Consider the following 7,304-nt stretch of genomic DNA (forward strand, 5'->3'; position numbering starts at 1 on the left):
CAGCCTGCGCAGACAATTCAGCACCCAGCGACGCAAACGCATACCCCTGTGCAGCAGCCCCCCCAGACGAAGCCAGCCGAAGCGCCCCCACCCGTCCACCTTCACCCGCTGCCAGCTGACCCAGCACCTCAACGTAGTGCGACGACAACCGCTCGATCGTCGAACGATCGAACACGTCAGCCGCATAGTTGAACATCAGCTTCAACCCATTGCGATCATCGACGACGTTCAGCACGAGATCGAAACGCGCCGTTTCCGTGCCGCCCTCTTCCGACTCGACGGTCACGCCGGGCATCGCCGCCGCAGCTTCGCTCGCATCGGCCTGCTCGAGATTGAACATCACCTGAAAGAGCGGCGAGCGGCCGAGGTCGCGCGCAATCTGCAGCGAATCGAGAACCCGTCCGAACGGCACCGCCCGATGCGCGTGCGCTTCGAGTACGCGCGTATGCAGCGCATCGAGCAGTATGTCGAACGACATCGTGCCGTCGACCTCCGCCTCGATCACCAGCGTATCGACGAAGTAACCGATCACCCCTTCGGTCTCGCTGCGATCGCGCCCGGCCGACGGCACGCCGATCCGCACATAGCGCTGTCCGCCGTAACGATGCAGCAGCGCCGCATACGCGCCGAGCAGCAGCGTGAACAGCGTCGTGCGACGGCCGCGCGCGCGTTCGCGCAGACGGTTCGCAAGTGCCGCATCGACGTCGACCCTGCAGCGTCCGCCTTCAATCCCGCGTACAGCACTGCGCGGCCGGTCGAGCGGCAGTTCGAGCGCGGGTCGCTCGTCGCCGAGACGCGCGGTCCAGTACGCGAGATCGCGTTCGATCGTGCTGTCGAGCCAGTCGCGCTGCCACGCGGCGACGTCGCCGTAGTGAACCGTCAGCGGCGGCAATACGGCTGTGAGATCCGCATCGTCGTGTTGCCGCGCCGCGCGATACAGCGCGACCAGCTCGCGCACCAGCAGCGCTTGCGACCAGCCGTCGGACACGATGTGATGCGTGACGATCAGTAGCGCATGACGATCGCCGCCGAGTGCAATGAGGCTCGCGCGCAGCAACGGACCAGTTGCAAGATCGAATGGTTCGCGCGCGTGTGCGCGCAGCGTGTCGTGCAACGCGGCGGGATCGTCGAGCGCGATTTCCAGCCAGCCATAATCCACGGCATCGGCGATTTGTTGCGACGCGGCGCCCTGCTCTTCGATGAATCGTGTCCGCAACGCGCCGTGCCGTGCGACGAGCGCAGCGAGCGCACGACGCAGCGCAGGCACGTCGAGCGCACCGGTCAGACGCACCGCACGCGCGAGGTTATACGCGGGGCTCTGCGGATCGAGCTTCCACAGAAACCACAGACGCTCCTGCGCAAGCGACAGCGGATAGCGCGCTGCATCCAACGAACCCGAAGGAGCAAGCGGCACGATCGGCAACCGCGCCGGATCGATGCCCTGCTGCCGCGCTTTCTCGCGAAACAGACGCCTTCGGTCTTCCGGCAGCGCCGCGTATTTCCGCGCGATCGCATACGCCTGAGTCTGCGCGGGGGTGCCTGTGTCCGCCCCCGCTGCGGAACGCGAGTCGGGGGCAAGCGTCAACGTATCGTCACTCTGCATGGCTCGTAACGCATGCAGCGAACCGCACACGTGATATCGGTTGGTCGAGCGGTCGAGCGTGCGCAGCTGTGTGCACACGCTCGACCGGTTGAAGATGAAAATGAAGCACGTCAGTCGAGTGCGTCGAACAGGTTGTCGAGCGCCTGCATGTCCGCATCGCTGCCCGTCTCATGCGCAACACCATCGGCACCGCGACGATCGAGCAAGGCACCGAGTGCGACCGGCGTCGAATGCTCGAATAGCGACGCGAGTTCGACCTTGCTTCCGGTTCGCTCCGACAGCCGCGCAGTCACACGCACTGCCGCGAGCGAATGGCCGCCGAGCGCGAAGAAGTCGTCGTATGCACCGACCCGCGCAACGCCGAGCACCTCGCCGAACAGCTGCGCAACGAGCCGCTCCGCATCGGTCGACGGCTCGACCCACGGTTCGATCTCCAACCCATTCACGACATCGATCCGCGCAAGCGCATTGCGATCAAGCTTGCCGTTCGCGGTACGCGGCAATGCATCGAGACGATGTAGCGCGGCCGGCATCATGTACGCGGGCAGTCGCGCGGCGAGCGTGCGGCGCCAGTCGTCCGGCAGTGCATCGGTGCTCACCACGTAACCGATGAGCCGCGCTTCCGCCCCGCCGTTGCCCGCGGCGAGCGTCACCGCCGCATCGAGCACGCCGTCGCAGCCGCGCAGCACCGCTTCGATTTCGCCGAGTTCGATCCGGTAGCCGCGCAGCTTCACCTGCTGGTCGAGACGTCCGAGACATTCGAACGTCTCGTCCGGCCGCTCGCGGCACAGATCGCCGGTCCGGTACATCCGCGAACCCGGCGCACCGGACGGATCGGGTACGAAGCGCTCGGCGGTAAGGCCCGGCCGGCCGAGATAGCCGCGCGCGAGATTGTCCCCGCCGATACACAGTTCGCCGGTGCCGCCCGATGGCGTCGCCTGGCCGCTCGCATCGACGATGGAGAGCGTCGTCGCGTGCAGTGCACGGCCGATCGTTATCGGTGCGTGTACCGGCACCGCGCCGCACGTCGACCAGATCGTCGTCTCGGTCGGACCGTACATGTTCCAGACTTCGACGCCGCGTTCGCCAAGCGCATCCGCGAGATCGCGCGGCAACGGTTCGCCGCCTGCAAGACCGACGAGCTTCCTGCGTTTTCCGCTTGCCACGCCGTTCCAGCCCGCTTCAAGCAGCAGACGCCAACCGCTCGGCGTTGCCTGCATCACGGTCGCGCCGCTCGTATCGAGCAGACGCGCGAGCGCGGCGCCGTCGCCGGTCGTCGATGCGTCCGCCAGTTCGATGCACGCGCCCGTCACGAGCGGCAGGCAGAACTCGAGCAGCGAGATGTCGAACGAGGCGGTCGTGACGGACAACAGCACGTCGTCGGCGATGAGCCCCGGTTTATCGCCGACGCTTGCAAGCAATCGGTCGAGTGCACCGTGCGGCACACCGACGCCCTTCGGTCGACCGGTCGAGCCGGACGTGTAGATCACGTAGGCGAGTTGTTGATCGGAGAACGGCAACGCGGGGAGCGGCGTTGCATCGCTTGCATCGCTTGCAGCGGGTGCAGCGGGTGCAGCGGGTGCGATACCTGCATCGATCGTGATGCGCCCATCGAGCAATGCACCGAGCCGCTCCGCACCATCGGAGTCGGTCAGCACGCGCGTGATCCCTGCATCGACGAGCATATGTTCGAGACGATCGAGCGGGAACGCGGGATCGAGCGGCACGTATGCCGCGCCGCTGCGCCACACCGCGAGCATGCTCGCGAGCATCGCGGGCGATCGGCGCATGCAGACGCCGACGCGTTCTTCGCGCGCGACGCCGCTATGCCGAAGCCGTGCATCGAGCGACGCAACCCATCCCGCCAGCGACGCGTAATCGACCGCCGTACCACCTTGACGCACGGCAATGCGCTGCGGCGTCCGCGCGGCCTGTTCATCGACACGCGCATGCACCGGCTTGAACGCATACGCGGGCAACGCGACTGGCCGCATCGCCACACGCGGCACCGCGAGATCGCCGACGCGACGCGATGCGTTGTCAGGCTCGCTCAACTGCTCGAGCAGCGCGACGTACTGCTGCTGCAACTGCTCGACCTGTGCGCGTTCGAGCCGTCGGCTGTCCCAACCCCACTGCAGATCAAGACCGTTCGACGGCAGGATCGTCAGTGTCAACGGATAGTGCGTGCGTTCGACCGCATCGACGCCGTCGACGCGCAGCGCATCGCGCGCAGGCTGTCCCGAACGCGCGGCGACCGGATAATTCTCGAACACGATCAGGCTGTCGAACAGCGCATCGCCGCTACGACCGGCCCACTGCTGCAGCGACGACAGCGGCGTGTGCTCGACCTCACGCATCTGCGTGTTGTAGTCCTGCAGCGTGCGCAGCCATGCGGGCACGGTCGCGTCGCCAGGCACGGCGACGAGCACCGGCAGACTGTTGATGAAGAGGCCGAACATCTCCTCCGCGCCCGCCAGCGACGCGGGCCGCCCCGACACCGTGACGCCGAACGCAACCGACCGCTTGCCGCCGAGCCGCGCGAGCAGCACGGCCCACGCGCCCTGCATCAGCGTGTTCAGCGTCACCTGATGGCGCTGTGCGGCACGCCGCACACGCGCGTCGAGCGCGGCATCGAGCGACACCGCGAATTTCTGCTGCAGGTTTCGTTTGATCCCATCGCTTTCCGTCGCATGCTCTGCAGCCTGCGGCGCGGCGAGACTACCGGTGAGCGTCGCTGCATCGTCGGCGGCAGCGAGCCGGTCGAGCCACCAGTCGCGCGGATCCGGCTGCTTCGCGAGCCATTCGACGTAGCGTCGATACGACGGCACGGACGTGGGTGCTCGCGAGTTCGTGTGCAGCGTGCCCGGCCGTTGTGTCCTGCGCTCGTAATCGTCGAGCACTTCAGCGAAGAGGCGCGCGCCGCTCCAGCCGTCGGTCAGCACGTGATGGTGAGTACGCACCAGATCGTGCCCGCCATCGGGCCGGCGGAACAGGTTGATGCGCATCAGCGGCGCACGCGCGGGCTCGACGCCCTCGGTGAGATCGGCCTCGCGCCATGCGGCGAGACGCGTGTCGTAGTCGAACGCGTCGCGCCAGTCGTGCACCGCGAACGGCAGCACCGCGTGACGCTCGACGATCTGCAGCGCGTTGCCACCATGCCGCCATTCGAAGCGCGTGCGCAGCATGTCGTGACGCGCGACCGCGGCCTGCCATGCATCGCGCAGCGCGGTCTGATCGAGCGGTCCGCGCAGCGTCAGTTGCAGCTGGTTCACGTAGACGCCCTGCCCTTGCTGCAGCTGGCTGTGATACAGCAGCCCCTGCTGCAGTGGCGTGGCCGGATAGATGTCCGCGACACCACCGAGTGCGAGACCCAGCGACTCCAGTTGCGCCTGATCGAGGCCGGACAGCGGGAAGTCCGACGCGCTCGCGCCAGGCGTCGCGCTGACGCAGTGCGCGATCATCGCGAGTACTTCGCGATCGAACGCGGCAACGAGCCCAACGACCGTCGCGCGATCGATCCGCGCCGGATCGAAACGCCAGCGCAGCACCAGCTCTTCGCCGGTGACGAGGCCATTCAGATCGAGCGCATAGTCGAGACGTGCCTGCTCGCCGAGACTGCTGCCCGCGCGTTCGTTGCTGAACGCGAAGCGCGAATCCTCATCGAGCGACTGATCGAAGCGGCCCAGATAGTTGAAGCTCACGGTCGGCCTGCGCTGACCGTGAGCCGCAGCGAGCCAGCCCCAGTGCATCCCCTTGTTCGGCAATGCGCGCAACCGTTCCTTCACGGCGACGAGTGCACTACCTGCCGCAGCTCCGCGCGCCGGCAACGTCACCGGAAAGCGCGTCGTGAACCAACCGACCGTGCGGCTCAGATCGACACCGTCGATCACGTCCTCACGACCATGGCCTTCGAGCTCGACCGCGATTTCATCGAGACCGCTCCACGCGCCGAGCGCCTGCGCGAGCGCGGCAAGCAGTAGTTCGTCGGTACGCGTGCGATACGCGCGCGGTACCGTTTGCAGCAGCTCACGCGTTCGGCTTGCGTCGAGTGTCCATTCGATCGTTTCGCTGTCGGCGATGCGGGTGTCCGCGGCGGGACGTAACGGTAATTGCGCGGAGTCGAGTGCGTTCGATACTGACTGCCACTTTGCGGCTTCAGCTTGCACGTCGGGGGTGTGCGCGTAGTCGTGCACTTTTCGCACCCATGCGTTCCATGACGTCGACGGTGCGGGCAGTGCGATCGGTTTTTTCTGTTCGGCCTGTGCGTAGGCAGTCTGCAGTTCCTCCAGCAGCACACGCCACGACACACCATCTACCGCCAGGTGGTGGATCGCGATCAGCAGACGGGTTTCGGTCTGTTCCTGTTGCATCTCGAAGTAGCCCACGCGCCACAGCGGACCCTGCGTCAGGCTCAGGCTCGACTGCACCCGCTGGCCCGCGGCGTTCAGATCGTCGAGTGAGGCTAATGTCTCGCGGTGAACGTTGGCCGTGTTCCCTGCCGGTGCGACCTGCTGCTGCCAGCCCGCCTCCGTCTGCACGAAGCGCAGTCTCAGCGCATCGTGACGGCGCTCGAGTGCTTCTACTGCCTGCGTCAGCGCTTCGATATCGAGCTTCCCCTCCACCTTCAGCAGCACCGACTGGTTCCAGTGCGACTCCCCCTGCGGATAGCGTTCGAAGAACCAGCGCTGGATCGGGGTCAGCGGTAGCGCCGTGGTGATCTCCGCCTCGTCCTGTTCTGTACTGTCGAGCACTTCGACGCGCAGCGCGAGCCGCTCCACCGTCGGGTGTTCGAACACCTGGCGCGGCGTGAGCTTCAACCCTGCTTCTCGCGCTCTCGCAATGATCTGCAGGCTCTGGATCGAATCGCCCCCTGCTTCGAAGAAGTTCTCCGTCACACCCAGATCGTCCCGTCCCAGCACCGCCGACCAGATCGACAGCAGTGTCGCCTCCGTTGCGTTGCGTGGTCCGACCCGCTCGCGTACTGCTGCCTGCGGGGCCGGCAGTGCGGCGCGGTCCAGCTTGCCATTCGGCATCGCCGGCAGACGTTCCAGCACCGTCAGGCTCGACGGCACCATGTACGCGGGCAGCCGTTGTTCCAGTTCGCGCTGGATCTGGTTTGCATCGACTTCACCCGCGACATAGCCTGCGAGCCGCTGTTTCTCCCCTTCGCCCGTGACGATCACGGCGGCTTCACGTACGCCTGCGCACTGGCGGAGTACCGCTTCGATCTCACCGAGCTCGATACGCTGGCCGCGCAGCTTCACCTGCTGGTCCAGACGACCGAGGAATTCCACTGTGCCGTCTGCGCGCATGCGGCAGAGATCACCGCTGCGGTACTGCCGCGAGCCCGGTTCGCCGTACGGGTCCGGCACGAAGCGTTCGGCCGTCAGTGCTGCCCGTCCGAGATAGCCGCGTGCCACCGTCGGGCCGCCAATACAAAGCTCACCGAGGCCACCGGCCGGGGCCGCATCGCCGAATGCGTCGATCACGCGGGCCGTGCGGCCCGGGTACGGGATGCCGATCGGGACTGTGACCTGTTGGGCGTCTTCGATCTGTGTGTCGCGGTACAGTGCGGCCACCGTCGTTTCCGTCGGTCCATAAAGATTGTCCAGCCGGATGTCGCCGAGCGCGCCTGACTGCCAGCGTCCCAGTGCATCGCCCGGCAGGGCTTCACCGCCTACGGTTACCTGACGCAGGGCCA

The 7,304-nt window shown here is 66.6% G+C and carries 2 protein-coding genes; both read right to left on the reverse strand.

Annotation, left to right across the window (positions count from 1 at the left end):
• A partial coding sequence (locus ACREXZ_RS30540; protein ID WP_431767865.1) for a condensation domain-containing protein occupies positions 1-1,603 on the reverse strand: 1,603 nt, incomplete at its 3' end.
• Positions 1,604-1,713: 110 nt separating this feature from the next.
• The gene (locus ACREXZ_RS30545) at positions 1,714-7,299 is read right to left on the reverse strand and encodes an amino acid adenylation domain-containing protein (protein ID WP_431767866.1); all 5,586 of its coding nucleotides are present in this window, start codon (positions 7,297-7,299) and stop codon (positions 1,714-1,716) included.
• Positions 7,300-7,304: the final 5 nt, after the last annotated feature.

The sequence above is a fragment of the Paraburkholderia sp. genome (genome assembly GCF_050742655.1).
Lineage (GTDB): Bacteria > Pseudomonadota > Gammaproteobacteria > Burkholderiales > Burkholderiaceae > Paraburkholderia.